The organism is Mesorhizobium sp. WSM4814, from assembly GCF_055811595.1.
Window position 1 is genome coordinate 193861 of record NZ_JBVVQT010000008.1, and the last position, 26065, is coordinate 219925.

The window sequence follows — 26065 nt, forward strand, 5'->3', positions numbered from 1 at the left end:
CCATAGCTCCGCCATTTCCGATCAGTGTTTGGTGCTTTGCTCAGGCGACCTTGTCGATCAGCGGCTTGAGCACCGGATGGATTTCCGGCGAGGCGTGCTTGATCAGTGTCAGCAGCGCGCGCTCGTTCTCATGCAGCGGCCGGTCGCTGCCGATGCGCTCGGCCAGCCATTTCGCCTCGCACGCGTCGATCGTTTCGGCGCGGCGTGCCAGTGCTTCGGCTGCCTTGTTCTTCGACCCCATTCGGATTCGATATCGCCCGGCGCGCAGTAGGCTTTCATGATGCCGGCGAGGCCACCCGAAACCATGCGGCCGAAGAAACCGCCGATCTCTGGATCGGCCTGCTCCAGGAAAGCATCTTGCCGCAGCGCCACGTCGCGCACCGGAGCTTCGTAGCCGGCCGAGCACATGACGTAATTGGCGAGCGCCTTGACGAACAGATCATTCCACGATGGATCGTTGTTGGCTGCCGCGGTCCGCTCGTTGATCTTGAACAGCACCTCTGCCTCGGCGCGGGTGATGGCAATGTTGCCGTCGCCGCCATAGGCATAGAGAATGCGGCGCAGAAGCTCGACTTCAGCCTTGGCGATCAGCCCGGGAACCAGCTTACCGCCGTGCATCAGCGGCCCTTTGCCGTCGATGATGGCATGGGCGACCTGCTCCAGCGCATAGGCGCAAAGCCCGTTCGGCGAGGATTTCGCCTTTTCCAGCACATGCACGAGCAGTTCGAGTTCGGTCAGGCTGTCGACCATGCCGTCACGCGAAATCGCTTGGACCAGCCAGTCGGCATTGTCCTGCGAGATATAGCCCGCCGGCTTTTCCTGATGAACGATGAGGTCGGTGATGGCTTCGATGAAAAAATCCGGCCATTCCGCGCATTTGTCCCCTTCTATCGCGTCGAGCGCAAACAGCGCCTCGGCCTCGCTCCGCGTCACCACCCCGTCGCCGAATACCTCGCGGCGCAGCATGACCACGTCTTCCGCTGTGACCCGATTTTTCGAGGCCAGTTCGGCCACCGGAACGCACTTCAATTCGCCCATTTCGTTTCCCCTCCATACGTCACTTGGACCCAACATATCGGCAGTTCCTTGAGAAACCGGCAAACCGCGTGGTTAGCGAAGACTTGTCGGTAAGCTGTCGCTAGCAGGTGACAAGGTGTTGCCGACAGGCTATGGATGACGAGTCGAGGGCTCAAATTGAGTCCTACCTGTTTGCGGGAGAGAGCAGCGAGAGCTGCCGCCGAAGGGGAAATCGCCCGAAATCTCTCAGGCAAAAAGAACCGTAGACGGGAAAGACACTCTGGAAAGTCGGGGCTTTTTTCGCCCCGCGCCGAAGGTGTAAGCGCTGCCGACAGAGTTACGGGGCGCGAGTCTCTCAGGCTTCAGACAGAGGGGCACGGACTGGTCGCCATTCGCGGCCGATTGCGTGCGACTCTGGAGACGACATGACGGGCGACGACACCAAACACCTTCCCCTCGAAGACCTGCACGTGGCCGCCAATGCGCGCTTTGGCGCGTTCGCCGGCTGGTCGATGCCGCTCACCTATCCGGCCGGCGTGATGAAGGAGCACCTTCATACCCGCGAACATGCCGGCCTGTTCGACATCTCACACATGAAGCTGTTCGAGATCAGTGGCTTGGGCGCTGAAGCACTGCTCAATCGTGCCTGCCCGTTCGACGCCGGCGCGCTTGAGATTTCCCAGTCCAAATACACGTTCTTTCTCAATGAAGCCGCCGGCATCATCGACGATCTGATCGTCACTAGGCTCGGCCGGCAACGCTTCATGGTCGTCGCCAATGCCGGCAATGCTGAAGCCGACGAAAAACACCTTCGTGAGCTTGCCGACTTTGATGCCAAGGCGGACTTTGACGCCAAGATTGAAGCACTCGACCGCGTCTTCCTGGCAATCCAGGGTCCCGAAGCCTGGGCCGCCCTGTCGCGCGCCGGCATCGAAACCGGATCGCTGCTGTTCATGCACGGCTTCGAGCCGCGCGAAAACTGGTTCATGAGCCGCTCGGGCTATACCGGCGAGGACGGCTTCGAGGTCGGCCTGCCGGAAGCGGATGCGCGAAATCTCGTCGCCAAACTGCTCGAGGACGAGCGAGTGATGTGGGTTGGGCTGGCCGCCCGCGACAGCCTGCGGCTCGAAGCAGGGCTGTGCCTGCACGGACTGGACATCACGCCTGAGATGGACCCGGCCGGCGCCGGGCTGATGTGGGCGATCCCGAAGGAGGTTCGCGCCTCTGGCGCTTTCATCGGTGCCGACGCCTTGCGTTCAATCCTGGAGCGCGGCCCAACGCAGAAACGCGTCGGCCTGAAGCCGGAAGGCCGCCAGCCGGTGCGTCCCGGTGCTGCCCTTTTCGATGCCGACGGCAATCCCGCCGGCCACGTCACCTCCGGCGGCTTCGGCCCCTCGGCCGGCCATCCGGTCGCCATGGGCTACGTCCAGGCGTCGCTGGCCAAACCCGGCGCAAAACTCTTCGCCGACGTTCGCGGGACCAAAATCCCGGTCGATATCAATCCCCTGCCCTTCACACCGCATCGCTACCGCAAAGGATGAACTTCATGGCAAAGACCTATTTCACTGAAGATCACGAATGGCTCCGCGTCGAAGGCGGTATCGCCACCATCGGCATCACCGACTACGCGCAGGAACAACTCGGCGATCTCGTCTTCGTCGAATTGCCGGAGCCTGGGAAAAAGCTGGCCAAGGGCGATACCGCCGTCGTGGTCGAATCGGTCAAGGCGGCATCGGACGTCTATGCGCCGGTCGACGGCGAGATCACCGAGGCCAACACCGCGCTTTCGTCTGATCCGTCCCTGGTCAATTCGGCGGCGGCCAGCGACGGCTGGCTGTGGAAGATGAAGCTGGCCGATGAAAGCCAACTCGAAGGTCTCCTGGATGAGGCCGCCTACAAAGCCCATATTGGTTGAGAGAGCAGGACCAGGAAAGATGACCGCAGCACCCTACTCCTTCTCGGCCCGCCATATCGGCCCCGGCCTCAATGATGTCAGAGCCATGCTGGCGACGATCGGCGTTCCGTCGGTCGAGACGCTGATCAGCCAGGCTGTGCCGAAATCGATCCGGCTCGACCGGCCGCTGGCCTTGCCGGCCCCGGCGAGCGAAGCCGAGGCGCTGGCCGAGCTGTCAGCGACAATGGCGAAAAATACAGTTTTGAAGAGCTTCATCGGCGCCGGCTATCACGGCGTCCACGTGCCACCGGTCATCCAGCGCAACCTGTTCGAGAACCCGGCCTGGTATACGGCTTACACGCCCTACCAGGCCGAGATCAGCCAGGGCCGGCTCGAAATGCTGTTCAATTTCCAGACCTTGGTCACCGAACTGACCGGGCTGCCGGTCGCGTCGGCCTCGTTGCTCGACGAGGCGACGGCGGTGGCCGAAGCAGTCGGCATCGCGTTACGCCACCACCGCGACAAGCGGACCAAAGTGGCGCTGGCCGGCACGCCGCATCCGCAGACGCTTGACGTCGTGCGCACCCGCGCCGAGCCGCTCGGCATCGAGGTCGACGGTGACACGATCGACGACAACACAGCCGCTCTGCTGGTCTCCTGGCCCGATACGTTTGGCGTCTATGGCGACCACAGGGCGGCAATCGAGAAAGCTCGCGCCACCGGCGCGCTGGTCGTCTTCATTGCCGATCCGCTCGCCCTGACGCTGACCGACGCGCCGGCTGCGCTTGGCGCCGACATCGCCGTCGGCCCGATGCAGCGCTTCGGCGTGCCGATGGGCTTTGGCGGGCCGCATGCCGCTTATTGCGCCGTTTCCGACAGGCTGACGCGGCTGATGCCCGGCCGCCTGGTCGGCCAGTCCACCGACAGCAAGGGCCGGCCCGGCTATCGCCTCGCCTTGCAGACGCGTGAACAACATATCCGCCGCGACAAGGCGACCTCCAACATCTGCACCGCGCAGGCGCTGCTCGCCAACATGGCGACCGCCTATGCGATCTGGCACGGCCCTGCCGGGCTGCAGGCGATTGCCGGCCGAATCCATGCATTGGCCAACCGGCTGGCTGCCGGTCTCGACGCAGCAGGAATTTCGGTGCTTGGCGCAAGCCGCTTCGACACCGTGGCGGTGGAAGTGAAAGGCAGAGCCGGGGCGATTGGCGCCGCAGCCGAAAAGACCGGCCGATTGCTGCGCGTCATCGACGCCGACCGCATCGGCATCAGCTTCGACGAAACCTCGACCGAGGCCGATCTGGAGGCGATCGCGGCGCTGTTCGGCGCCAAGCCGGGCGCAGCCGTCGGCAGCACCATGCCCGGAAAACCGCGCGGCAAGGCGTTTCTCACGCAGCCTGTCTTCCGCGAAAACCACTCGGAAACCGACATGATGCGCTTCCTGCGCCGGCTGGCCGACAAGGACCTGGCGCTCGACCGCGCCATGATCCCGCTCGGCTCCTGCACGATGAAACTCAATGCCGCCGCCGAGATGATGCCGGTAAGCTGGCCTGATATCGCCAATTTGCATCCCTTCGCCCCGGCAAGCCATTCGGCCGGCTACCGCGCCATGATCGACGAACTGGAAGCCTGGCTGGCGGAGATCACCGGGTTCGACGCGGTGACCCTGCAGCCCAACGCCGGCAGCCAGGGCGAGTATGCCGGGCTGCTCGCCATTCGCGGCTATCACCGCTCACGCGGCGAAGCTCACCGCACGGTCTGCCTGATCCCGTCATCGGCGCATGGCACCAATCCGGCGAGTGCGGCGATGGCCGGCATGAACGTCGTCGTCGTGCGCTGCACCGAAGACGGCAACATCGACGTCGATGACCTGAAAGCCAAGGCGGACGAGCATGCGCAAGACCTTGCGGCGCTGATGTTCACCTATCCCTCGACGCACGGCGTTTTCGAGGAAGGCGCGCGCGACCTCTGCGCCCTTGTCCATGAGCATGGCGGCCAGGTCTATTTCGACGGCGCCAACCTCAACGCGCTGGTCGGTCTTGCCCGCCCCGGCGACATCGGCGCCGACGTCTGCCACATGAACCTGCACAAGACGTTCTGCATCCCGCATGGCGGCGGCGGTCCCGGCGTCGGCCCGATCGGCGTCAAGGCGCATCTGCAACCCTATCTGCCCGGCCACGTCGTCGAAGGCTCGGGCCATGCCGTGTCGGCTGCACCGTTCGGCAGCGCTTCGATCCTGCCGATCACCTGGATGTATATCCGGATGATGGGCGCTTCGGGCCTGAAGCAGGCGACCGAGACGGCGATCATTTCCGCCAATTATGTGGCGACGCGGCTCGGAGCGCATTTCCCGGTGCTCTACAAGGGCAGGCACGAGCGCGTCGCGCATGAATGCATCCTCGATACCCGCGTGCTCAAGGACAGTGCCGGCATCAGCGTCGACGACGTCGCCAAGCGGCTGATCGACTTCGGTTTCCATGCGCCGACAATGTCGTTTCCGGTCGCCGGCACGCTGATGGTCGAGCCGACCGAGTCCGAGCCCAAGCGCGAGCTCGATCGCTTCTGCGAGGCGATGATCGCGATATCAGGCGAGGCAGCCAAGGTGGCGAAAGGCGAATGGCCCCTGGCCGACAATCCGCTGGTCAATGCGCCGCATACCGCCGCCGAGGCGCTGGCCGGCCAGTGGACCCATCCCTATTCGCGCCTGGAGGCGGCCTACCCCGCCGGCGATGCCGACACGTCAGCCAAATACTGGCCGCCGGTGTCGCGCATCGACAATGTCGCCGGCGACCGCAACCTCGTCTGCTCCTGCCCGCCGCTGTCGGAATATCTGGGGGCGGCGGAGTAGACCATGATCCCGAAAAGTGGAATCCGGTTTTCGGACAAGATCATGGTCTAACAAGAAGATAGAAGCCTCAATCAGGCAGAACGCAAGGCCGGCGCGTCGGCCTTGCTCGCCTTGTTCTGGGCGACGACGCGATTTCGCCCGGCGCGCTTTGCCGCATAGAGTGCGGCGTCGGCTTCGGCCAGCACATTGTCGAGACTGGTGCCATCCGTCCCGCCAAAGCCGATGCCGCCACTGACTGTGCTGCGCAACGGACCAAGCTGGGTGGCGACGACTTCCGTGCCGAAGGCGACGCTGATCTTGCTCGCAATGTCGTAAGCCTTCTCTTCAGTCATCCGCGACATGACGAGGACGAATTCCTCGCCGCCCAGCCGGAAGGCGTCGACGCCGGTCCTGGAGTATTTTCTGACGACAGCGGCGAAGCGGCGCAGAACCTGATCGCCGACCGGATGACCGAATACATCGTTCGTCTTCTTGAAATGGTCGAGGTCGAACATGGCGACAGACATGAACGGGCCGAAAATCCGCTCGCCGTAGAATGCCGTCAACGCCCGCCGGTTCATCAGCCCGGTCAATGGGTCGGTCATGGTCTCGGCCTTCAGTTCGATCTGCGCCTGCAAATGGTGCAGGGAGAGCGTCAATGCGCCGAGCCCCGTCATGCAGGCGACCGCCACGGCGGAATTCAACCGTTCGGCCCAGTTGTCGGGCGCAACGCCGAGCACCCATTGGCCCTTGACCAGCAGGACCGCGCCGCAAAGTCCGAAGGACAGCGCACAGACGCCGCTCAGGAACGAAACGACCAGCAATATCCGGCGATCATGACCACCTTTGATCCAGAACATCACCCCGATAAGCGAGAGCAGCGCCGTTACCGTCGCGTAGGTGACGATGAAGCCGATGCCGTCAAAGCCCAGCGACGTCGCGCCTGCGCAAACCGCCATCGCAGCCAGGGTCGGCAAGATGGCGCGCCTATAGTCGTGGACGCCGAGATATTGCATGGCCGATAGGCAGAGGGTCAGAAGGCCCAGGCTGAGAAGCGCAAGTACAATCTGGCAAAGCCAGGGGCTGGGATGCTTGGCATAGTGCCAGAACAAGACCACATGTGCGACGAGCACGAAAATGCCGCACGCCACCGTCAGCACAAAGCGTGCCTGTGGCGCGGTGCACCAGATCGCAAACAGGGTGATGCTGAGGCACGTGCCCGACAGCGCTGCCGCAAGCAGGAGCGAACTGTAATCCAACATGCGTAAGCGACAGCCTCTTCTCGGGTTCTGCCGCATTCTAGGTCAGCAGCAATCCGCGAATACCCTTTTTCGGCCAACCTTCCGGCGTAACCTCCGGACAAGGTTTACAAAGCGTCGATGCCCTCGGCCCATTTCCGCCGCTTGGTTGTCGAATGGTTTTGCAGTAAGAGGCTCTATCCTCGAACGTAACGGGAACCTCCGTCGCCTGCCCGCAAAAAGCGTGGCAGTATCGGGTGGTGATTCGCAGCATCGCAATCCAGGACCAGCATGAACGACAGCAACGATCTTTTCGGCAATTTGGACAAGCAGCCGCAACCGGTTCGCGCCACCGCGCGCCCGGCCGACCCGCTGGTGCAGGCGGCGAAGCGCCCGGCATCCCGCGACGGCAGCGAGAGCTACAGTGCCGCCGACATCGAGGTTCTGGAAGGGCTGGAGCCGGTGCGGCGGCGGCCCGGCATGTATATCGGCGGCACCGACGACAAGGCGATGCACCATTTGTTCGCCGAGGTCATCGACAATTCGATGGACGAGGCGGTCGCCGGCCACGCGACTTTCATCGATGTCGAGCTTTCGGCCGACGGATATCTGGCGGTGACCGACAATGGCCGCGGCATTCCGGTCGATCCGCATCCGAAATTCAAGAAGCCTGCGCTCGAAGTCATCATGACGACGCTGCATTCCGGCGGCAAGTTCGACAGCAAGGTCTACGAGACCTCGGGCGGCCTGCACGGCGTCGGCGTCTCCGTCGTCAACGCGCTGTCGGACCATCTCGAGGTCGAGGTCGCGCGCGGCCGCCAGCTCTATCGCCAGCGCTTTTCGCGCGGCGTTCCGGTGACCGGCCTGGAGCAGCTCGGCGAGGTGCATAACCGCCGCGGCACCAGAATACGCTTCCATCCCGATGAGCAGATCTTCGGCAAGGGTGCGGCATTCGAGCCGGCGCGGCTCTATCGGATGACGCGCTCGAAGGCCTATCTGTTCGGCGGCGTCGAGATCCGCTGGACCTGCGACCCCTCGCTGATCAAGGAGAAGGACACGACGCCCGCCAAGGCCGAGTTCCATTTTCCCGGCGGCCTCAAGGACTATCTGAAAGCCTCGCTCGGCGACGAATTCCAGGTCACCCGCGAAATCTTTGCCGGCAAAAGCGACAGGCAAGGCGGCCACGGCTCGCTCGAATGGGCGGTGACCTGGTTCGGCGGCGACGGGTTCCTCAACTCCTACTGCAACACCATCCCGACCGGCGAAGGCGGCACCCATGAGGCTGGCTTCCGCAACGTCTTGACGCGCGGCCTGCGCGCCTATGCCGAGCTGGTCGGCAACAAGCGCGCGTCGATCGTCACCTCGGAAGACGTCATGATCTCGGCGGCGGGCATGCTGTCAGTGTTCATCCGCGAGCCGGAATTCGTCGGCCAGACCAAGGACCGGCTGGCGACGATCGAGGCGATCAGGATCGTCGAGGCCGCGATCCGCGACCCCTTCGACCACTGGCTGGCCGACAACCCCCAGGAAGCTTCGAAGCTGCTCGAATGGGTGATCGCGCGTGCTGACGAGCGGGTGCGCCGCCGCCAGGAAAAGGAAGTCTCGCGCAAGAGCGCGGTGCGCAAGCTGCGCCTGCCCGGCAAGCTCGCCGACTGCACGCAGAATGCAGCGGCCGGCGCCGAGCTCTTCATCGTCGAGGGCGATTCGGCCGGCGGCTCGGCGAAACAGGCGCGCGACCGCGCCAGCCAGGCAGTGCTGCCGCTGCGCGGCAAGATTCTCAACGTCGCCAGCGCCGGCAACGACAAGCTGGCTGGCAACCAGCAGATTTCCGACCTGATCCAGGCGCTTGGCTGTGGCACGCGGTCAAAATACCGCGATCAGGATCTGCGCTACGACCGGGTCATCATCATGACCGACGCCGACGTCGACGGCGCCCACATCGCTTCGCTGCTGATCACCTTCTTCTATCAGGAGATGCCGAGCCTGGTCCGCGACGGCCATCTCTACCTGGCGGTGCCGCCGCTCTACTCGATCCGCCAAGGCGGCAAGGTCGCCTATGCCCGCGACGATGCGCACAAGGACGAACTGCTGCGCACCGAGTTCACCGGGCGCGGCAAGGTCGAAATCGGCCGCTTCAAGGGGTTGGGCGAAATGATGGCCGCCCAGCTCAAGGAAACCACCATGGACCCGAGAAAGCGCACGCTGCTCAGGGTCGATGTGATCGACGCCGAGGCGGCGACCAAGGATGCGGTCGACGCGCTGATGGGTACCAAGCCGGAAGCCCGCTTCCGCTTCATCCAGGAACGCGCGGAATTCGCCGAGACGGAAGTGCTGGATATCTGAATTTCTTCGGCTCGGCGAACCGCAACGGCAGGTAGTGTCTCAGTTTGAAATTTCAAAGGCGATAGTCGAACTCCCAGCGCCCTAGTCTGGTGAGTTGCGCGCCGATGGCCTGCCAAGTTTCCCCCTCGGTCGCAGCACAACGATCCCTGAGAAACTTTTCGAGCTCGACGTGGTCGAAACGCGGCATGAAAATCACACTTTCCGCCGCAAATACCTTGCTGCCCTGAGATCGAAGGAACCAATTGGGAGAGCAGACAGTCGCTGTAAATGCGTCGGCGCTGTTATCTCCTTCTGGACCGGCATAGAAATCAATAGTGACGGAGAAGTCAGTGGGATCGCGCGGGTTCCACGTATCGAGGGCAAAAGCTCCGGCATCGGTATCTAGAATTCGGTGGCCCTTGTACTGTGCTCTCATGGCAGCAATTTTTCTTGCTTCTTGTACGGGCCGCGCTTGCCGGGCTTCGGTGCAACAGCGTCCATCTTCTCGCAAAGGTCATCCATTGACCAGAGAGTTTGCGACACGCCAGCGGCCATTGCCGGGGTCATTTTCAGCGCCCTATGCACTTTGGTCTTGGTCGCGCCAGTGCAAACGGCGGGGCTGTAGCGGCGCTCTGGCGAGGTCCTCTTGCCTTCTGTGGAGCGCATCGAAGAACCCTCGCAAAGCACGGTGAGGATTTGGACACGGGTTTCAGGGGCAGCTTGTGCCAAGCATGAAAGTTCATCACACCTTCCGTAGACCTACCCGGCCGGTTGGCTTGGGCGGCGTCGGATCGCCCGTCAACCCAAACACTAGGTTTTCAAGCTCCTCGGGAGGCAAATGAAGGTCTGCCGCGATGCGATTTTTTGGGACCTTCTCGCTCCATAGCGTCGTGAAGACAGCCTTCCACACGACCGATTCTTCACGAGGCACGCTATTCGGCTCATTGTGTCGATAGCCGCGCTCATTCATCTGAATGCAGAACGTGCGATACTGCCAATCGCTAAGTATCCCAAGCTTGTGCAACCGGTAAGCTAGCGCCGCTGTAGAGACTCCCCAACGCTTCTTTGCGATAACGAGATCGTCCAGTCGAGCGACCGAAGGAACCCGAGATTTGATGTCGGCTGCCGGCATCAAAAACGAGGAGGCGAAGCTGTTGGCCTCGATTTCGGCTTCCCGCCCTTGCTGAGGCCCGCCATGCCGATGCAGTACCAAATGTGCCAGCTCATGAGCAGCATCTAGCCGACTGCGGTCCGCCGACTTGAAGGTGTTCAGGAAGATGTAGGGAACATCGTTCCGCCAGCACGAAAAAGCATCCACGTTCTTGGTGTTCTCAGCCAGAGAGAACACGCGCACGCCTTTCGACTCCAACAACTTGATCATGTTGCTGAGAGGTTGTTCGCCCAATCCCCAAACTTCACGAAGCGTTCGTGCCGCCGCCGCTGGGTCGCGCTCGTGCGCCAAGTCTATCAAGACTGGTTCGGGTAGGTTGAATCTCTCTGAGATGTAGTCCGAAAGGAGATACGCGAACGACCCCGATGCAAGCGCTGCGTCGCGCTCGCGGGCTGTCATAGTCGTCAGGCTGCGAAAGCTGGCCGCGTCCTTGGTGACTTCGTCAACGTCGTCGCCGAAAAAGAACTCGCGCGGAAACCGCAACACCGCCGCGATGGCATCGACCGTCTCGGAAGACGGTTCATTCTTCTCTCCCTCAAGGCGCGTAATGGTAACTGGCGACATGCCAAGCAGTTGAGCGAATCCTCTGCTGGTGAGCCTCCGCCGTTTCCGAGCGAGGCTCATTCTCTGACCACTGAACATGGCTGCTACTTCTTGCGTGTGACGTTGATTTCGAAATCCTGGGCAGGGGTTTCGTCGTCATCCTTCTTGGGCATGATGCTAGCCCACTCGCCTGGCTTGATGATGTAAATTCGTTCGTTGAACTCTTTGAACTGCTTTTCCTCGATGCTCTTGGGGAACGAAAGTTCCGCCCGAACATCATCGCCGTTGATATAGACGCAGAAATACCAGAGCGAGGCGTTCTCGCGCGACTTGCGCTGCTCGTCTTCCGCATCAAACTCTGGGAATAAGTTTTTCTGCCCGAGATCGACCGCACGCGTCGCCGCCGGCCCTTTGTCGGAAATAGCCTTGGGGTCGCGTGCGTCTTCGCAGGCGCTGTCCGCATTCTGGAAAACGATCTTCATCCCGGTCTTGGGATTATAAACCGCTTCAATATTTCCGGTGCGGTCGATTTCCCAACCTTTGAGCCGCAGGGTATCGCGCAAGGCACCTGTGCCGTGGATGTAGGAAAGTTGACCGGCTGCATTGAGCGGGAAATTGAGCACGAAGCTCGCCTTGGCCGCGACCGCGCGCTTTGCCACCTCGATAAACTCGCCAGCCGTCAGGCCGAAGTGATCGAGGCGGGAGCCGACTTCATAGTCCTGAGAAACAATGCGGGTTGGCACGAATCGACCTCATGTTAATTTTTTCTTCCTCATTTGTGGAGGAGAAAATTAACATGGTCAAGCGCCATCTACTTTCTCCAGCGACTTTCCGCCGCCTACTTGGCGGTCTCGGCTCGCCGCTCTGGCGTCACGTTGACGGCGCGTTTCTTACCACCCTTGGAACCAAGCTCTTGGCGGCGGCGCTCTTGCCGTCGTCCTGCACGTCATCGGCTTCCTCGCCGGTGGCAATGCGCGTGACGCGGACGGCATTGCCGAGCACGTCAGCGGGGCGCTTTCTGGCCTTTAGGACCTCTAGGCATTGTTCATTCGCTTTTTCAACGCAATAGCGTTGGTAAGGTGACCGACGGCTTCCTCCATATCGGCCAGTTGCTTAGCGGTGAACTTGGGGCCAATCTTGCCTACCATCCGCGCGCATTCTTTTGCGGCGGAAATCGTCTCTTTTGCATCATCGCCGCAGCGAACAGTGTGACGCCAACGCCACCGAATTGCCAGAGAGCTAGCGATTCATTGAATAGCGTCCGATATGTTGGGAAATCGGGGAGCGCGACCGCGATTTGCGCGGCTGGATTCGCCAACTGCATGCGTAGCGCATGAGGCTGCGCCAATAGGGAAGGATTGGTGGGCTTCGGCTAGGCGCATGGATCCGCGCAAATCTTTGAACCCCACGCAGCTTGGCTACGGACATCCCGTTACGAGGGCACTTACTTCCAGAAAGCCATCTATAGTCCTGTATTTGTATTCTAACTCACCGCCTTTCTGAATGAAGTCGGTCATTCCCTCTGGGCTACACACCCTTCCCTTTGTCGCCACAAGCAGCCCATCGTTGTAGTTTGCCTGCGAGACGCCAAGAGACTGCACATATGCATCCATCTGGGCTTTTGTCTCGGACCACACCGCATAGACGATCAGCCTCCTGCCTGTTGCCGCAACGGCGTTGATCGTGAGCGTCGAATTTATTGCTTTCGGCAGCGTGGGTGCCAATGTCTCCTGAAGGCTAGCGGCGAATTTACAAAGATCGTTCGTTTTGTCCTTAGATTGGCAATCGTCGTCTGCCATTGCTGAACTGGGCAGCGTTAGCGCGTTTAGCACCATAAACGAGGTCAACAGCAAACTGCTCACACTGTACTTCAACCCGTCCTCCTGCGCATTGGCACACCTTATCGAGTCGCCGGAACGTTAGCTATGCACCCAACAGATGCCTACCGCCTCGGCGTCAGGCGACCCGATGACCCGTCACTTCACAGCGACAGGAATGGAGCTGGTGGGCGTCGTGACGCTCGATGTGAATGGCCTCTTAAATCGCCAGCGCCCGGATAACCTGCTCGCTCAAATAGGTCGCGTTTTCGGGACCCGGATTCTGCCCGAAGGCGTGCGTCCCTGATGCACGATCGCCAACCGAAGGGCACTAGCGATGGTCCGGTGGTCAGACATCCAGTTGGCGCCCGTCCCGCGCGACGTCATACGCGATCGTATACCGCGAACCCCAGCTTGCCGCCAATTCACTCGACGTGGTCGAGAGGATTGTGGCAGGAATTCCGACTTCATGCTGAATCGTCCAACCGACGAGCGGATCGAGCAGTTCCGGCGTGGCGTCGTTGGGCAAAGCAACGAGAACATCCCAGTCGCTGTCAGGTCGATTGTCGCCCCGCGCTCGGCTGCCGAACAGCCATATAGAATCGGGGCTCAACCGAAGCCTGATCTCATCGATCAACGGCTTGATCTCTGCCGGAACCTTAAGGCGTTTCGAAGCAAAATCGTGCATGGCCCTAAAATAGTAGCAGTTTTTTGCGCCTACAACGCAACGCAATCGCGGCTACCAAACCCAAGCTAGTGGTGAAGACCTGACGCTTGTACCCATGTAGAAGGACGCGAGACGACCTTGCCGGTCAGCGCATAAGCTCGGTCGATAAGAAGTCTGAGGGACTGGAGCCGAGATGCACGCCCGCTGGATCGAGACCTTTGGCCTACCAGCCTTCCTTCGAAAGGCAGCCAGACTACTCTTGTGCGGTATCATTGGTTGTCTTGGAGTTTTTCATTCGCATGCCGGCCAGTTGGTGAAGTTCAAAAGCGCCACATCCCAGCTGACACCGTTTCAGACGCGCATGGCGCGGCAGCGAGGCGAAGAACCAAAGATTTTTCCCGGCGTGCCGATACAAGGATTCCTGGGACGCCCAGCGGGGGATGGACCGTTCCCGGCTGTCGTCCTGCTTCACGGCTGTGCCGGCCTTGGCCTCCGAGAAAGAGAGGCCTGGTCAAGAAGATTGTCGTCCTGGGGGTATGTCGTATTAGCCGTCGACAGTTTCACGACGCGCGGCATCCGGCATACCTGCGACCGGCTGTTTTACGATCGGGTCAACGACGCCTACGGCGCCTTGGAATTCCTCACCACGCTCGGCTTCGTCGACTCTCGACGCGTCGCGGTAATGGGGTTGTCCGCTGGCGGAATCGCTGTGCTGCAAGCCGTCCAGCTTGGCGCTGCGGAAGCGCTTATGAAGCAGAAATTCCAAGCTGCGATTGCCTACTACCCCTCATGCTCGGTGACGAGTGGTGAGATGGCCGTTCCGACCTTGATCCTAGTCGGCGAACGCGACGATTGGACCCCGGCGGCGGCCTGCCGGAAAATGATGGAGCAACGCAGCGGCAAAGGGAGCCCCGTCAAACTTATCGTCTACCCGGACGCCACGCACTCATTCGACGCCGAGAACCTGAAAACGGGCATCTCGTCCTTCGGCCACTTCCTGCAATACAATGAACTCGCCGCCAATCGCTCGTTTCAGGATTCACACGTTTTCCTGAGTGAAACGCTTGGACACTGATCCAGACAGACACTTGTGCCGCAAGGCCGCTTTCCGTCACCCCGTTGCGGACCTTAGACGTTGTCGCGATGCGCCACTTCTGCGACGGTACAAAATCGATACGAAACCGTCGATTTTAATCTGGATGTTGCTAAGGGAAGAACATTGGTGCCTGCTATTAGAATCGCTGTCGCTGGCGCGCAGGGCCACATGGGCAGAGCATTACTCGCTGCAGTGGCCGCAGCACCTGCCTTTTCGCTCGTAGGAGGCTTCGGACGCCCCGAAAAAGTCGTCGACGGATTGATTGATGTTGACGCAGCGCTCCGCGCTGCGGATGTCGTCGTGGATTTCACGACCGGCCAAGCATCGGCGGCGCTTGCAGAAAAGTGCGCCGCGATGGGTCGACCAGCAATGGTGATCGGCGCAACAGGGTTTGAGGACACTCACCTCGCTCGGATCGCCGAGGCGGCACGTAAAATAGCGATCGTGCGTTCAGGCAACTTCTCCCTTGGCGTGAACATGCTGGTGGGCCTAGTTGAGCGCGCCGCGCGCTCTTTCCCAGCTGAAGTTTGGGATATCGAGGTCCATGAAGCTCACCATCGCCGGAAGATCGATGCACCATCTGGAACGGCGCTGATGCTAGGCGAAGCAGCAGCCAGTGGTCGGGGCGTTCCGCTTGCTCCCGTCGAACGGCGCGGGCGCGATGGTATTATTGGCGAGCGAGCGCTTGGTGAAATCGGGTTTTCCGTATTGCGAGGCGGCGGCATCATTGGAGAGCATAGTGTGGTATTTGCCGCCGACGAAGAGATTCTGACACTGTCGCATTCCGCTTTGGATCGCGGCATGTTCGCGCGCGGTGCGTTGACTGCCGCACGCTGGGTTTCAGACCATGAACCCGGCGAATACGACATGCAGGACGTTCTCGGGTTGTCGCCAATCTCCCGCTGAGTTTGCAACTGCCGCAAGGACTGCTCTTCATCCATTGCTGCAATTCGATTTGGGTATCAACCGTCAGATTTTCACCACTAGGCCGCCGCGATCGCCAGCGCGTGACCGCGCGCGTTTTCGCGCAGCGCATCGAGGTGGATCGATTTGACCAATCCGGCGAGATCGCCTTCGGCGGACTGCCCGCCCAATTCCTTCAGCATCAGCCAGCTGACTTCCTGGACGCCGGCGAGGCGCTTGCCATTGGCGACCTCGCGCCAGACCTTCAGCGCGCGCAGGATGATGGCGTGCGTGGCCGCGGCCAGGCCAGCGCTGCGGAGCAGCGCCTGCAGCGCCACGTCGTGCCCGCCGGCCAGCAGCGCCCTCACCCGTTGTTCGGATTGCTGGCTGAGCGCGACCAGCGCCGAGCCGAAGAAATCGACCTTGCCGTGCGCGATGGTGCGAATGATGAAGCTTGCGGTCAGGTCGCCGCGCAGGCGCAGATGCTCGATGAGCGCCGCATGTTCTTCCTGGCGCGTGCCTTCGATCAGCGTCAGGGAAGCCTTGACGCAGGCGTCGCGCATGACGCGCTCGGTTCTGGCACGGCCCATCAGCGCCAGGACCAGCGGCGAACCCTTGAGCGTTTCACCAAGTTTTATCAGCAGCATATGCCGGCAGTCAGCGGGCAGACGCGCATCCGATATCAGCGCTTCGCGCAGCGAAGGCAGATGGCCATGGCGTTCGGCGATACGGCGGAAGCTGAGCGAAGCGATGTCGGCGCCGCTGTTGGCGAGAAGCGTGGCGCAGGCTTCCGGCTCGCCGATTTCGGCGATCGCGGCGGCGACCGCCATGGAGACGCGCGGACGACCGGCGATCAGTTTCTGGATCGCCTTCTGGCCGCCGGCAACCCGGTCGGTCAGATCGGCATCGGTAAGCAGCGGCGAACGTGCCAGCACCAGGCTGGCGACTTCCGGCTGATCGGACGCCAGCGCGCTGATGATCTGCAGCGGCGCGTGATGGCTCATCGACAGCGCCTCTGCCATCGCCAGCCGCACTTTCGACGAGGCATCGTCGAGCAGCAGCGTCAGCGCCGCCTCCGCCGCGCAGCGATCCTCGAAAGGCAGTTCGGCATTGATGTAGGCGCGAGCCAATGCGCTTGCTGCCGCGGCGCGCTCAGAGACCCTTGCCGTATGAATCCATTTCAGGAAATGCGAAACAACCATGCCGTCCGCTATGCCCCTAGCCCGAGTCCGTTCCCGCCCCAGTGAAGACCGTAGGCAGAAATAGTTTACGAACGGTTCACCATCTTTGTTAACTGCCCCTCTTTGTTAACTGGCTTGCGAGCGCGGTAGGCAGCGCCTATCAACCCTTAGAGCGACTTGCGCGCTTTCGGACGCACAAAGCACGCTAACACTTTGAAGCATCGTGCTTTCCAAAAATCGATTCCGATTTTCGGGGCGATGGGGCAGCGGAGGAGATCGACCATGGCCGGGCTTTATCTGGAAGAGTTCGTCGTCGGCCACGTCTTTCGGCACACGCTGCGGAAAACCGTCACCGAAAGCGACAACATGCTGTTCTCGGTAATGACGCTGAACCCGCAGCCGCTTCACATCGATTTCGACTTCGCCGCCAAAAGCGAATGGGGCAAGCCGCTGGTCAATTCGCTGTTCACGCTGGGCCTGATGATCGGTATTTCGGTGAACGACATCACCGTCGGCACCACCGTCGCCAATCTCGGCATGAAGGAGACGGTGTTTCCGCATCCGGTCTTCCACGGCGACACCATCCGAGTCGAGACGACGGTGGTGTCGGTGCGCGACTCCAGGTCGAAGCCGGATCGCGGCATCGTCGAATTCGAGCACCGCGCCTACAACCAGGACGACGTGCTCGTCGCCAAATGCGCGAGGCAGGCGATGATGATGAAGAAGGCCTGACCGATGCGCTCGCTGCTGTTCGTTCCCGGCGATTCGGAAAAGAAGCTGGAAAAGGCGATTGGCGCCGGCGCCGACGTGATCATCGTCGATCTCGAGGATTCGGTCGCGCCACAAAACAAAACCTTGGCCCGCGATATCGCCGCACGCTTCATCACCGGACACGGGCATCAAACCAGTTCCGCAATCTATGTCCGCATCAACGATCTCTCGACCGGCCTGGCGGATGACGATCTGGCGGCACTCGTGCCAGTGAAACCCGACGGCATCATGCTGCCGAAGTCGAACAGCGGACAGGATGTCCAGCAGCTCTCGGCCAAGCTCAGGGTGCACGAGGCCGAAAGCGGGGTGCCGGACAGTGCGATAAAAATCCTGCCGATCATCACCGAAACAGCTGCCGGCGTGCTGGCGGCCGCGAGCTACGCCAAGGCAAGTGCGCGGCTTGTCGGCGTGACCTGGGGTGCGGAAGATCTCTCGGCAGCAATCGGTGCGCGCACGGCCCGCGACGAGAATGGCCGCTACACCGATGTGTTCCGCTTCGCCCGCACCATGACCATCCTCGCCGCCGGTGCCGCGGAAGTCGCGGCGATCGACACGGTTTTCCCAGATTTTCGCGACATGGCCGGCTTCGCGGCGGAATGCGCCGAGGCCGAGCGCGACGGCTTCACCGGCAAGATGGCGATCCATCCAGCGCAGGTGCCTGTCATCAACGCCGCCTTCACGCCGTCGACCGAGGCGGTGAAACACTCCCTGGCGATCGTCCAGGCATTCGAGGCGGCTGGAAATCCCGGCGTCGTCGGCATCGGCGGCAAGATGTACGACCGGCCGCATCTCAAGCTGGCCGAGAGGCTTCTGGCACGCGCCAGGGCGGCAGGGATATAACTCCCTGCCAGGTCATTCGGGCAATTTTCTCGGCAGCCAGAGCCACGCGATGACGCCAGTTGCAAGGGTCAGCAGACCGCCGGCGCCGACTGCGACATGTAAACCGGTGAGGAAGGCTTCGTTGGCCCGTACGATAATTTCAGGGTCCGACTGATCAAGTGTTTCGTTGAGCGTGCCGGCCACGCCGGGACCCAACAGCCGGAAGCTCAGCGCGGCCAACGATCCGAGCAGGGAAATTCCCAGTGCATTGCCCAGTTCGTTGCTGGTCTCGGCGATCGAACTCGCCGCACCGGCTCGTTCGGCAGGAACGGCCGACACCGCTATCTCGGCCACCAGGCTAAAGGACAACCCATATCCGACGCCAGCGATCATGGTCGAGGCGATGAAGGCCGCGATTCCGACCTCGGTGGTCGTGAACAGCAGCAGGAGGACGCCGACGCCGATGAGCAGATGTGTGGCAACAAGGGCAGTTTTGCGGCCGATCCGCTCGACGATGCGCGCGGTGCCCACGCAAGTCGCCGTCAGCACGATCGCGCCTGGCAACGTCAGCAGCGCTGCGTTGAAAACATCAAAGCCCAACACCGATTGCAGATAGATGCCCGACAGATATCCGGTGGCCGACCAGACAACCAGCGTAAGAAGGCCGGTCAGGATGGCGATGGAGAAAATGGGGTCTCGGAACAGGTCCAGGTCGAGCAGCGGGTAGTCAATCCTGCTCTGTCTGCGCACGAACAGCTCAAGGGCAAGGATGCCGACGATGCCGATGGTCAACAGTGTCGGCGTGAAGCCATGCGCCGCCGCGCTCTTGAGCGAATATGTGAACAACAGGATACCTGCGAAGGACAATATGAGGCTCACCAGATCGATTCGTCCGTAGGCAGTCGAACGCACCTCCTGCAGCTGTACCGGTGCAGAGATCAGGAAGCCGATCACGACGGGGACATTGATCAAAAACACGGCGCCCCATTCGAATTGCCGCAACAGCAGGCCGCCCATGACAGGCCCGATGGCGAATCCAGCCGCAAAAGTCGCCGCGAACATCCCGATCGCCTGAGCGCGCGTTCGCGGATCGGGGAACAGCGAGCTCACGATCGCCAGCCCGGAGGGCAACAGTGTCGCGCCGCCCAATCCCATTAGGGCGCGTGAGGCGATCAGGCTTTCAGACGTTTGCGAATAGGCTGCGCCGAGCGATCCAGCACCGAAGACCACTGCGCCGATCATGATCAGCTTCAGCCGCCCAAAACGGTCGCCGATATTGCCGAAGACGATCAGCAGCGATCCAACCACGAAACCGTAGATGTCGAGAATCCAGAGTGCTTGGTCGGCGGTCGGCGTGATGGCCGAGGTCACACGCGGCATGGCGAGATAGAGTATCGAGCCGTCCATGGCTACGAGCAGGACCAGGGGCAAGACAGCCATGAGGCCCAACCATGACCTGCGGTCCGTCGGGCGTACAAGTGAAGTATCGGTCATAAGGCACACAAATCCTTTGCGTGCGGCATGCGAAGGCGTGCCGCTTCGGCCGCCGGAGCCAAGGCTGGCGGATGGTTGCGATCGAAGAGTGAACTCTATATACTTAAGGTAAGTTACCTTTGGTATATAGGCATGTCAAGCATACCGAACAAAAGCCAAGCCACGGAGAAACGCGTTCGTCTCAGTCGCGAGCAGCGGCTAAGCCAGCTCCTTGAGGTGGCAAGGTGGCTGGTTCGCGAAGAAGGCACCGACGCGTTGACGCTGCCGCGCCTGGCCGAACAGGCCGGTGTCGCCAAGCCGGTGGTCTATGACCATTTCCGGACGCGCAACGGTTTGCTGACCGCCCTCTATCAGGATTTCGACGCGCGCCAGACGGCGCTGATCGACGCCGCCCTTGAAGGAAGCGCTCCGGGTTTGGAGGAGAAAGCTTCTGTCATCGCATCGTCCTACGTCGAATGCGTGCTGGCCCAGGGCCGTGAGATCCCCGGCGTGCTGGCCGCGCTGGCAGGCTCGCCCGAACTGGAGACCGTCAAGCGGGATTACCAACTGGATTTTATCGAGAGGTGCCGTACGGCGTTGGCCCCGTTTATCGGGCCAAGGGGGGTTATGCAGGCCGGTTTTTGGGCGATGCTGGGCGCGGCCGACACCTTGTCCAATGCTGCCGCGACGGGAGAAATCACCGCTCAACAGGCGCAGGACGAACTTCACGAGACGATCGTTGCTATGATCGAGAGAAGCAATCGTTGACGCATGCATCCTGGCCAAAGGGTTGGAGTTCCACCCGATCCATCGGAGATCAGGTTCTAATCCTTTCCCCAATGAGGCCGGCGCATCGAGAAGATTTCGTTGACGCTGGCATAATCCATATAGCCGAGACGGCCGACATTGCCGGCCCTGACGATATCGAAGATGCCGTCTATCAGGAAGGCATCGTCGACATGCACACCGACGACTTCGCCGGCGACGACGATGGCGCCGGTCGGTGTCCCGTCCAGCGCCTTTGGACGCATGATCTCCGTCACCCGGCATTCAAGCGCCGCGGGCGCCGCCGCCACGCGGGGTGGCGCAACCAGCCGCGACGGCGCCATGGCGAGATCGGCATAGTCGAATTCGGTGACGCCGCGCGGCGCATCGACTGCGGTGCGGACCATTTTTTCAGCGAGATCGCGGCTGACGAGATTGGCGACGAACTCGCCCGTTTCTTCGGCGAAGGTGGCGCTGTCCTTCTCGCCTTCGGACGAAAACCAGACGATGAAGGGCCGCGTCGAAAAAGCATTGAAGAACGAATAGGGGGCGAGGTTGACCTCGCCGGCCTTGTTCACCGTCGAGATCCAGCCGATCGGCCGTGGCGCCACGATCGCCTTGGACGGATCATGCGGCAGCCCATGCCCCTTTGCCGGCTCGTAGAACATTCAGCCCACCCATGGCCCTGCATAATCGGCATAGAGTTTTGCCGGATCCGGCCGCGGCCGCTCCGGCGCCGGCCCTTGGTAGGTGCCGATATGGATGAAGCCGACCACCCGCTCATGTGGCGCCAGCCCCAGGATCGCCCTGCCCTCCGGCACGTCGGAATACCAGTTGCTGATCATGTTGGTGCCATAGCCCAGCGCATTGGCTGATAGCATCAGGTTCATCGCCGCCATGCCGCCGGACAGGAACATCTCCCATTGCGGGATTTTTGGGTTCTCCTTCGGGCTCGACACCACCCCGATCACCAGCGGCGCGCGCGAAAAACGCGCCAGTTCCTGGTTATGGCGGCCTTCCGGCAGCGGCCCTTCGCGCTGTGCGGCAAGTGCCGCCAGCTTCTTGCCGATCTCGACGCGCGCCTCGCCCCGGTAGAGGATGAAGCGCCAGGGCTCGAGCCGGCCGTGGTCCGGCACCCGCGAGGCGGCTGCAATCATCGTCGCGATGTCAGCGTCGCTGGGCGCCGGTTCCTTCAACTCCGGGATCGGCGCGGAATTTCGGGTCAGCAGAAAGTCGATGATCGGCGACGCCATGGGCGCAAGACTCCTTGGAATTTAAGCTGAAGCGCACCATCGGGGCATCGGGCGGCTCGGGCATTGGCGCGGCGCGCCGACAAAGAGCCTCTAGCAGAAGCTGATCAGACTCTTAAGCCTTGAAATTGCCACCGCCTTGGGCTTCAACGCAAGCCATGTTTGAGGGGACATTGCGACTTTTCCTGATCTGGCTCGCAGCCGCACTGTTGATGGTGCCGGTGTCGCTTGCCGTCGCGCAGGATGCGGACGGCCTCGGTGATCTGAAACTTCCCGGAATGTCGAACTATGCGCCCCCGAAAAGCGATGCACCGCTGGCAGCGGCGAGCAGCGGGGCGATCACGCTGTCGGCGCAATTGACCGACAAGGGCGCCGACATCACACGCGGCATCGTCTGGCGCGTCTTCAAGCCTGACGCCACCGGCGACGGCAAGCTGCCGATGGTCGCTTCCGCCCATGGCGGCAGCGCGGTGTTCCAGCTCGAGCCCGGCAGCTATCTGGTCCACGCCTCTTACGGCCGGGCCGGAGCCACCAAGCGCATCACCGTCGGCAAAGACGCCAAGCGCGAAAGCCTCGTGCTCGATGCCGGCGGACTCAAGCTCGACGCCGTGCTGTCAGGCGGGGTGCGCATACCGCCGAAGAAATTGCGCTTTTCGATCTATGAAGGTCAGGCCGAGGCCAATCACGATCGCGCCCTGATCATACCCGACGTCGAGCCGAACAGCGTCGTGCGGCTGAACGCGGGCGTCTATCACGTCGTCTCGACTTATGGCTCGGTGAATGCGGTCATCCGCTCAGACATCCGCGTCGAGGCCGGCAAGCTGACCGAAGCGGCCGTCGAGCATCGTGCGGCGGAGATGACCATGAAGCTGGTGCGCGAGCCGGGTGGAGAGGCGATCGCCGACACCTCCTGGTCGTTGCTCAACGAATCCGGCGACCCCATCCAGGAAACCGTCGGCGCCTTTGCTTCGATGGTGCTTGCCGAGGGCGACTACACCATCATCGCCAAGAACCGCGACCGCATCTACCAGAAAGATTTTACGGTCGTGGCCGGGCAGAACCAGGAAATCCAGGTTTTGGCCACGGAGGCCTCGGCGATCGATCCTCAGGAAGGCGCGGACTAGACGTCCGAACCCTGTGCGGGAACCGGTCCAGCAGCGTATGATTGCCGATCAAGCCGCGTTACGCATGCGTTGCGGCAGAAACTGGCCGCGGCCGCGCGGTTCGGCCGGAGCCAGATCGAAGACAGCCCGGTAAAGCCGCTCGAGCAAAGCCTTGCGGTCGCCCACCTGCTCCAGTTCGTTCCATCCCAGCACGTCGCCGACGCGCACGTCGATCGATTTGCCGGACAGCCGACCGAATTCGTGGATGAGCAGCGAAGTACGCAGCGTCAGCGAAGCCCTGCCGACGAACTTCGCGACGCGCCCGTCACGCTCGGTCAGGTTCATGGGTCCGCTGACCAGGTGGAACAGCCGCCCGTTCTGGCCGGAAAAGTGCATTGGGACAACCGACGCCTTGGCATCCCTAACGAGACGGGCCGGAAACATCTTCCACGGCAGGTCGCGCGCCCGGCCAAAACCTTTCGGCGCGGTGGCGACGCCGCCCGCGGGGAAGACGACGATGATGACGCCGTCTTTCAGCAGCCGCACCGCCTCATGGCGCACCGCCATGTTGTTCCTGAGCGCGTCCTTGGTCTCGGAAAAGTCGATCGGCAGCGAATAGGGCTCCATCTCGCGGATCTTGAGCAGATCCTTGTGGATCATGACACGGAACGGGCGCTGAAGCTGCTCGGCCAGCGACAGCACCGCAATGCCGTCGCCGATGCCGAACGGGTGGTTGGCGACGATCACCAGCGGCGTGTCAGGCAATTTTTCCGGCGGCCATTGGCCGGTGGTCCGCACCCTGACATCGATCAGCTCCAGCATGCGGCTGAACACGCGCTCGCCGCTCGGCGCCACATGGCGGCGCCAAAAGTCATAGAGCGCCGCGAAGCGATCGCGGCCGGACAGGCCTTCGATGGAGTGGATGAACCAGCGCGTCAATGCCGGCTGATGCGGGCTGGCATAGGAAAGCTCGGGAAACGGTCTTTCGCGCATCTTCAGCTTGAGCATGAGGCTCGTTACTAGGCTGGCGTGACAAGCGTATGAATTGGCGGGTATCTGAAAATGGCGGTGGATCGCTCCACCGCCATTTCGTCGACAATCCGGCTGAACTCAGGCCACTCGCTTGCGCCTGCGGTCGGGCGTCACCGCCTCTTCGGCAAGCATTGCCACTGCCTGGCCAAGGCCGAGCGACTCCTGGTCGCGCGAGCCGAGCCGACGGATGTTGACCGTCTCTTCCTCCGCCTCGCGCTTTCCGCAGACGAGGATGACCGGAACCTTGGCCAGGCTGTGCTCGCGGACCTTGTAGTTGATCTTCTCGTTGCGAAGATCGGCTTCGGCCAACAGTCCGGCCGCCTTCAGCTGCGCGACGACCTTTTGCGCGTAGTCGTCGGCATCGGAGGTGATCGTTGCAACCACCACTTGCAGCGGCGCGAACCACAGCGGGAAATGGCCGGAATAGTTCTCGATCAGGATGCCGAGGAAGCGCTCCATCGAACCGCAGATGGCGCGATGCACCATTACCGGCTGCTTTTTTTCCGAATCCGAGCCGATGTAGAAGGCGCCGAACCGTTCCGGCAGGTTGAAGTCGACCTGCGTGGTCCCGCATTGCCAATCGCGGCCGATGGCGTCCTTCAGCACATATTCGAATTTTGGCCCGTAGAACGTGCCCTCGCCCGGATTGACGCCGGTCTTGATCCGGTTGCCCGACCGCGCTGCGATCTTGTCGAGCACGTCCTGCAGCACGCCCTCGGCATGATCCCACATAGCGTCGGTGCCGACCCGTTTTTCGGGACGCGTCGCCAGCTTGACGGTGATTTCGTCGAAGCCGAAATCGGCATAGGTCGACAGGATCAGGTCGTTGATCTTGATGCACTCGTCGGCGAGCTGTTCCTCGGTGCAGAAGATGTGGGCATCGTCCTGGGTAAAGCCGCGCACGCGCATCAGCCCATGCAGCGCGCCGGACGGCTCATAGCGATGCACATTGCCGAATTCCGCAAGTTTTACCGGCAGATCGCGGTAGGACTTCAGACCGTGCTTGAAGATCTGGACGTGGCCGGGGCAGTTCATCGGCTTCAGTGCAAACATCCGGTCGTCGTCGGTGTCGTCGCCGGCAACCGTCACCTTGAACATATTGTCCCGGTACCAGCCCCAGTGACCTGACGTCTCCCACAGACTCTTGTCGAGCACTTGCGGCGCGTTGACTTCCTGATAGCCCTGCTCGTCGAGGCGGCGGCGCATGTAGTTGACCAGGTTCTGGAACAGTCTCCAGCCCTTGGCATGCCAAAAGACGACGCCCGGCCCCTCCTCCTGGAAATGGAACAGGTCCATCTCGCGGCCGAGCTTCCTGTGGTCGCGCTTTTCGGCTTCCTCCAGCATCGTCTGATAGGCATCGAGCTGCGCCTGATCGGCCCAGGCCGTGCCGTAGATGCGGGTCAGCATCGGGTTGTTCGAATCGCCGCGCCAATAGGCACCGGCCACCTTCATCAGCTTGAAGGCGCTGCCGATCTGTCCGGTCGAGACCATATGCGGGCCGCGGCAGAGGTCGAACCAATCGCCCTGCGCATAGATTTTTAGGTCCTGATCTTCGGGAATGGCGTCGATCAGTTCCAGCTTGTAGCGCTCGCCCTTGTCGGCAAAGATCTTCTTCGCCTTCTCGCGCGACCAGACCTCTTTGGTGAACGGCTTGTTACGCGCGATGATCTCGCGCATCTTCTTCTCGATCACCGGGAAATCGTCGGGCGTGAACGGCTCGTTGCGGGCAAAATCATAGTAGAACCCATTCTCGATCACCGGGCCGATGGTCACCTGCGTGCCCGGCCACAATTCCTGCACGGCTTCGGCCAGCACGTGCGCTGCGTCATGTCGGATGAACTCCAGTGCGCGCGGGTCTTCGCGGGTGATGATCTCGACCTTGCCGGACTTGCCGAGCGGGTCGGAAAGATCGCGCACCACGCCATCGATCGAGTAGGCGACCGCCTTCCTGGCCAGCGACTTCGAGATCGATTCCGCCAGGCCGGCGCCGGTCATCGCCGCTTCGTAGTCGCGGACGGAGCCATCGGGAAATGTCAGGGAAACGGAATTCAGCATAAAATTCTCCTATCCAGTCCCGCAAACGAGCGCGGGTGGTGAAATGCATGTCGCCCAAAAGTGTGCAGCGGTTTTTGGCCGACGCATGCATAAAGTAAAAAGCCGGATGCGTCCGGCG

22 protein-coding genes, 2 pseudogenes and 1 riboswitch are annotated in these 26065 nt (G+C 61.7%); of the genes and pseudogenes, 10 read left to right on the forward strand and 14 right to left on the reverse strand.

Going from position 1 to position 26065, the window contains the following annotated elements; all coding sequences use genetic code 11:
* Positions 1–40: 40 nt before the first annotated feature.
* Positions 41–1038, reverse strand: a pseudogene (locus AC0L2V_RS15370) (hypothetical protein).
* 164 nt (positions 1039–1202) lie between these two features.
* Positions 1203–1290, forward strand: a riboswitch (glycine riboswitch).
* 152 nt (positions 1291–1442) lie between these two features.
* Between AC0L2V_RS15370 and gcvT the strand changes: the two are divergent.
* The 3 genes from gcvT to gcvP are packed head-to-tail and all read left to right on the forward strand — an operon-like array spanning position 1443 to position 5762.
* Positions 1443–2558 carry a glycine cleavage system aminomethyltransferase GcvT gene (gcvT, locus tag AC0L2V_RS15375; RefSeq protein ID WP_091597158.1) on the forward strand — a complete coding sequence of 372 codons (1116 nt, stop codon included), beginning with the start codon at positions 1443–1445 and terminating at the stop codon, positions 2556–2558.
* Positions 2559–2563: 5 nt separating this feature from the next.
* Entirely contained in the window at positions 2564–2932 is a 369-nt protein-coding gene (gene gcvH, locus AC0L2V_RS15380; RefSeq protein ID WP_027156276.1) for a glycine cleavage system protein GcvH, read from the forward strand.
* Between the two features lie 19 nt (positions 2933–2951).
* The gene (gene gcvP, locus AC0L2V_RS15385) at positions 2952–5762 is read left to right on the forward strand and encodes an aminomethyl-transferring glycine dehydrogenase (RefSeq protein ID WP_473520528.1); all 2811 of its coding nucleotides are present in this window, start codon (positions 2952–2954) and stop codon (positions 5760–5762) included.
* A 71-nt stretch (positions 5763–5833) separates the two neighbouring features.
* On the opposite strand, the gene AC0L2V_RS15390 is transcribed toward gcvP, so the two are convergent.
* Positions 5834–7003 carry a GGDEF domain-containing protein gene (locus tag AC0L2V_RS15390; protein WP_473520529.1) on the reverse strand — a complete coding sequence of 390 codons (1170 nt, stop codon included), beginning with the start codon at positions 7001–7003 and terminating at the stop codon, positions 5834–5836.
* A gap of 267 nt (positions 7004–7270) precedes the next feature.
* Here AC0L2V_RS15390 and parE point away from each other — a divergent pair, with 267 nt between their 5' ends.
* Positions 7271–9322: a DNA topoisomerase IV subunit B gene (gene parE, locus AC0L2V_RS15395; RefSeq protein ID WP_023801056.1), complete on the forward strand. Its 2052-nt coding sequence runs from the start codon at positions 7271–7273 to the stop codon at positions 9320–9322.
* A gap of 52 nt (positions 9323–9374) precedes the next feature.
* Here parE and AC0L2V_RS15400 read toward each other — a convergent pair whose 3' ends face one another.
* The 6 genes and pseudogenes from AC0L2V_RS15400 to AC0L2V_RS15425 form a co-directional block, all read right to left on the reverse strand.
* On the reverse strand, positions 9375–9737 hold the full coding sequence (locus AC0L2V_RS15400) for an Imm8 family immunity protein (RefSeq protein WP_473508584.1): 363 nt from the start codon (positions 9735–9737) through the stop codon (positions 9375–9377).
* Positions 9734–9889: pseudogene (locus AC0L2V_RS15405) on the reverse strand (IS1 family transposase); the annotation flags it as partial. The pseudogene AC0L2V_RS15405 and the gene AC0L2V_RS15400, both read right to left, overlap by 4 nt.
* 154 nt (positions 9890–10043) lie before the next feature.
* On the reverse strand, positions 10044–11114 hold the full coding sequence (locus AC0L2V_RS15410) for a helix-turn-helix domain-containing protein (protein WP_473508585.1): 1071 nt from the start codon (positions 11112–11114) through the stop codon (positions 10044–10046).
* Positions 11115–11119: 5 nt separating this feature from the next.
* The gene (locus tag AC0L2V_RS15415) at positions 11120–11758 is read right to left on the reverse strand and encodes a hypothetical protein (RefSeq protein ID WP_473508586.1); all 639 of its coding nucleotides are present in this window, start codon (positions 11756–11758) and stop codon (positions 11120–11122) included.
* Between the two features lie 675 nt (positions 11759–12433).
* Entirely contained in the window at positions 12434–12889 is a 456-nt protein-coding gene (locus AC0L2V_RS15420) for a hypothetical protein (protein ID WP_473508587.1), read from the reverse strand.
* Between the two features lie 292 nt (positions 12890–13181).
* Positions 13182–13469, reverse strand: a complete 288-nt coding sequence (locus AC0L2V_RS15425) for a nucleotidyltransferase family protein (RefSeq protein ID WP_473508589.1) — start codon at positions 13467–13469, stop codon at positions 13182–13184.
* 223 nt (positions 13470–13692) lie between these two features.
* Between AC0L2V_RS15425 and AC0L2V_RS15430 the strand changes: the two genes are divergently transcribed.
* Together AC0L2V_RS15430 and dapB are read left to right on the forward strand one after the other, a co-directional pair.
* Positions 13693–14574 carry a dienelactone hydrolase family protein gene (locus AC0L2V_RS15430; protein ID WP_473508590.1) on the forward strand — a complete coding sequence of 294 codons (882 nt, stop codon included), beginning with the start codon at positions 13693–13695 and terminating at the stop codon, positions 14572–14574.
* A gap of 144 nt (positions 14575–14718) precedes the next feature.
* Complete coding sequence (gene dapB / locus AC0L2V_RS15435; protein WP_027156273.1) at positions 14719–15501, forward strand: 4-hydroxy-tetrahydrodipicolinate reductase; 783 nt, start codon at positions 14719–14721, stop codon at positions 15499–15501.
* A 77-nt stretch (positions 15502–15578) separates the two neighbouring features.
* Here dapB and AC0L2V_RS15440 read toward each other — a convergent pair whose 3' ends face one another.
* Positions 15579–16700 carry a DUF2336 domain-containing protein gene (locus AC0L2V_RS15440; RefSeq protein ID WP_473508591.1) on the reverse strand — a complete coding sequence of 374 codons (1122 nt, stop codon included), beginning with the start codon at positions 16698–16700 and terminating at the stop codon, positions 15579–15581.
* A gap of 237 nt (positions 16701–16937) precedes the next feature.
* Here AC0L2V_RS15440 and AC0L2V_RS15445 point away from each other — a divergent pair, with 237 nt between their 5' ends.
* Together AC0L2V_RS15445 and AC0L2V_RS15450 are read left to right on the forward strand one after the other, a co-directional pair.
* Positions 16938–17411, forward strand: a complete 474-nt coding sequence (locus AC0L2V_RS15445; protein WP_473520530.1) for a MaoC family dehydratase — start codon at positions 16938–16940, stop codon at positions 17409–17411.
* 3 nt (positions 17412–17414) lie between these two features.
* Positions 17415–18290 carry an HpcH/HpaI aldolase/citrate lyase family protein gene (locus AC0L2V_RS15450; RefSeq protein ID WP_473508593.1) on the forward strand — a complete coding sequence of 292 codons (876 nt, stop codon included), beginning with the start codon at positions 17415–17417 and terminating at the stop codon, positions 18288–18290.
* A 12-nt stretch (positions 18291–18302) separates the two neighbouring features.
* Here AC0L2V_RS15450 and AC0L2V_RS15455 read toward each other — a convergent pair whose 3' ends face one another.
* Positions 18303–19763: an MFS transporter gene (locus tag AC0L2V_RS15455; RefSeq protein WP_473508594.1), complete on the reverse strand. Its 1461-nt coding sequence runs from the start codon at positions 19761–19763 to the stop codon at positions 18303–18305.
* 132 nt (positions 19764–19895) lie between these two features.
* Between AC0L2V_RS15455 and AC0L2V_RS15460 the strand changes: the two genes are divergently transcribed.
* Positions 19896–20510, forward strand: coding sequence for a TetR/AcrR family transcriptional regulator (locus tag AC0L2V_RS15460; protein WP_473490439.1), 615 nt, complete (start codon positions 19896–19898; stop codon positions 20508–20510).
* 56 nt (positions 20511–20566) lie between these two features.
* On the opposite strand, the gene AC0L2V_RS15465 is transcribed toward AC0L2V_RS15460, so the two are convergent.
* A complete protein-coding gene (locus AC0L2V_RS15465; protein WP_473508595.1) occupies positions 20567–21175 on the reverse strand; it encodes a flavin reductase family protein in 609 nt (202 codons plus the stop codon).
* Positions 21176–21760, reverse strand: a complete 585-nt coding sequence (locus AC0L2V_RS15470) for a nitroreductase family protein (RefSeq protein ID WP_027156268.1) — start codon at positions 21758–21760, stop codon at positions 21176–21178.
* A 155-nt stretch (positions 21761–21915) separates the two neighbouring features.
* Between AC0L2V_RS15470 and AC0L2V_RS15475 the strand changes: the two genes are divergently transcribed.
* Complete coding sequence (locus AC0L2V_RS15475; RefSeq protein ID WP_128168969.1) at positions 21916–22881, forward strand: hypothetical protein; 966 nt, start codon at positions 21916–21918, stop codon at positions 22879–22881.
* A gap of 48 nt (positions 22882–22929) precedes the next feature.
* Here AC0L2V_RS15475 and AC0L2V_RS15480 read toward each other — a convergent pair whose 3' ends face one another.
* On the reverse strand, positions 22930–23868 hold the full coding sequence (locus tag AC0L2V_RS15480) for a lysophospholipid acyltransferase family protein (protein ID WP_473520531.1): 939 nt from the start codon (positions 23866–23868) through the stop codon (positions 22930–22932).
* Between the two features lie 102 nt (positions 23869–23970).
* On the reverse strand, positions 23971–25947 hold the full coding sequence (gene thrS / locus AC0L2V_RS15485; RefSeq protein WP_473520532.1) for a threonine--tRNA ligase: 1977 nt from the start codon (positions 25945–25947) through the stop codon (positions 23971–23973).
* Positions 25948–26065: the final 118 nt, after the last annotated feature.

Coding starts and splice junctions, on each gene's coding strand:
- AC0L2V_RS15455 (WP_473508594.1), bottom strand. CDS start 19,763: ATGACCGATACTTCACTTGTACGCCCGACGGACCGCAGGTCATGGTTG.
- gcvT (WP_091597158.1), top strand. CDS start 1,443: ATGACGGGCGACGACACCAAACACCTTCCCCTCGAAGACCTGCACGTG.
- AC0L2V_RS15430 (WP_473508590.1), top strand. CDS start 13,693: ATGCACGCCCGCTGGATCGAGACCTTTGGCCTACCAGCCTTCCTTCGA.
- AC0L2V_RS15400 (WP_473508584.1), bottom strand. CDS start 9,737: ATGAGAGCACAGTACAAGGGCCACCGAATTCTAGATACCGATGCCGGA.
- parE (WP_023801056.1), top strand. CDS start 7,271: ATGAACGACAGCAACGATCTTTTCGGCAATTTGGACAAGCAGCCGCAA.
- AC0L2V_RS15445 (WP_473520530.1), top strand. CDS start 16,938: ATGGGGCAGCGGAGGAGATCGACCATGGCCGGGCTTTATCTGGAAGAG.
- gcvH (WP_027156276.1), top strand. CDS start 2,564: ATGGCAAAGACCTATTTCACTGAAGATCACGAATGGCTCCGCGTCGAA.
- AC0L2V_RS15460 (WP_473490439.1), top strand. CDS start 19,896: ATGTCAAGCATACCGAACAAAAGCCAAGCCACGGAGAAACGCGTTCGT.
- gcvP (WP_473520528.1), top strand. CDS start 2,952: ATGACCGCAGCACCCTACTCCTTCTCGGCCCGCCATATCGGCCCCGGC.
- AC0L2V_RS15470 (WP_027156268.1), bottom strand. CDS start 21,760: ATGGCGTCGCCGATCATCGACTTTCTGCTGACCCGAAATTCCGCGCCG.
- AC0L2V_RS15465 (WP_473508595.1), bottom strand. CDS start 21,175: ATGTTCTACGAGCCGGCAAAGGGGCATGGGCTGCCGCATGATCCGTCC.
- thrS (WP_473520532.1), bottom strand. CDS start 25,947: ATGCTGAATTCCGTTTCCCTGACATTTCCCGATGGCTCCGTCCGCGAC.
- AC0L2V_RS15390 (WP_473520529.1), bottom strand. CDS start 7,003: ATGTTGGATTACAGTTCGCTCCTGCTTGCGGCAGCGCTGTCGGGCACG.
- AC0L2V_RS15480 (WP_473520531.1), bottom strand. CDS start 23,868: ATGCTCAAGCTGAAGATGCGCGAAAGACCGTTTCCCGAGCTTTCCTAT.
- AC0L2V_RS15475 (WP_128168969.1), top strand. CDS start 21,916: ATGTTTGAGGGGACATTGCGACTTTTCCTGATCTGGCTCGCAGCCGCA.
- AC0L2V_RS15450 (WP_473508593.1), top strand. CDS start 17,415: ATGCGCTCGCTGCTGTTCGTTCCCGGCGATTCGGAAAAGAAGCTGGAA.
- AC0L2V_RS15440 (WP_473508591.1), bottom strand. CDS start 16,700: ATGGTTGTTTCGCATTTCCTGAAATGGATTCATACGGCAAGGGTCTCT.
- AC0L2V_RS15410 (WP_473508585.1), bottom strand. CDS start 11,114: ATGTTCAGTGGTCAGAGAATGAGCCTCGCTCGGAAACGGCGGAGGCTC.